The sequence below is a fragment of the Mesorhizobium sp. M1088 genome (genome assembly GCF_040318575.1).
GTDB lineage: Bacteria > Pseudomonadota > Alphaproteobacteria > Rhizobiales > Rhizobiaceae > Mesorhizobium.
The window spans coordinates 1-525 of the sequence record NZ_JAMYMO010000143.1 but is presented as its reverse complement, the minus strand read 5'-3'; the positions used below and the strand labels follow the sequence as shown (position 1 = coordinate 525).

General features: G+C 64.2%; 1 protein-coding gene and 1 pseudogene. Both read left to right on the top strand.

What is annotated here, in order from left to right:
• Window positions 1–6: 6 nt before the first annotated feature.
• A pseudogene (gene tnpB / locus NKH49_RS35095) lies at window positions 7–138 on the top strand (IS66 family insertion sequence element accessory protein TnpB); the annotation flags it as partial.
• A 107-nt stretch (window positions 139–245) separates the two neighbouring features.
• Window positions 246–332: a hypothetical protein gene (locus NKH49_RS35090; RefSeq protein ID WP_502908000.1), complete on the top strand. Its 87-nt coding sequence runs from the start codon at window positions 246–248 to the stop codon at window positions 330–332.
• Window positions 333–525: the final 193 nt, after the last annotated feature.

Here is a 525-nt window from a genome sequence, read left to right as displayed (position 1 = left end):
CGTTTCATGATCCCGGTTCCGAGCCAGGTGCGGATCTGGTTGGCGGTCGGCCGGACCGATATGCGTCGCGGGATGCAAGGCCTCGCTCTGCAGGTTCAGGAGATGTTGGGCCGGGATCCGCATGCCGGCGATCTTTATGTCTTCCGCGGCCGCAGCGGCAATCTGATCAAGATTATCTGGCATGATGGGCTCGGCATGTCGCGGGCCGGTTTCTATGGCCGTCGCCGGCGGACGGTACGGTTTCCATATCACCGGCGCAGCTCGCCTACATGCTCGACGGGATCGATTGGCGCAACCCGCGTCACACGTTCCGACCGCAGCGCGCGGGCTGAGTTTTTCTTTGAGTTTGCGCCATTTTCCGCGAGTCAGCGGACGCGTGTTATGATTCACTCCAGGGCATGGTTGCCACCGCCCAGAATGCCGTTCCGGACGATATTGGCGCGCTGAGAGCAGCGCTGACCGCGGCGCTGGCCAGAGCCGAAGACGAGGCCGCGCGCGCTGCGCTGGTCGAGGCCGAACTGGCGG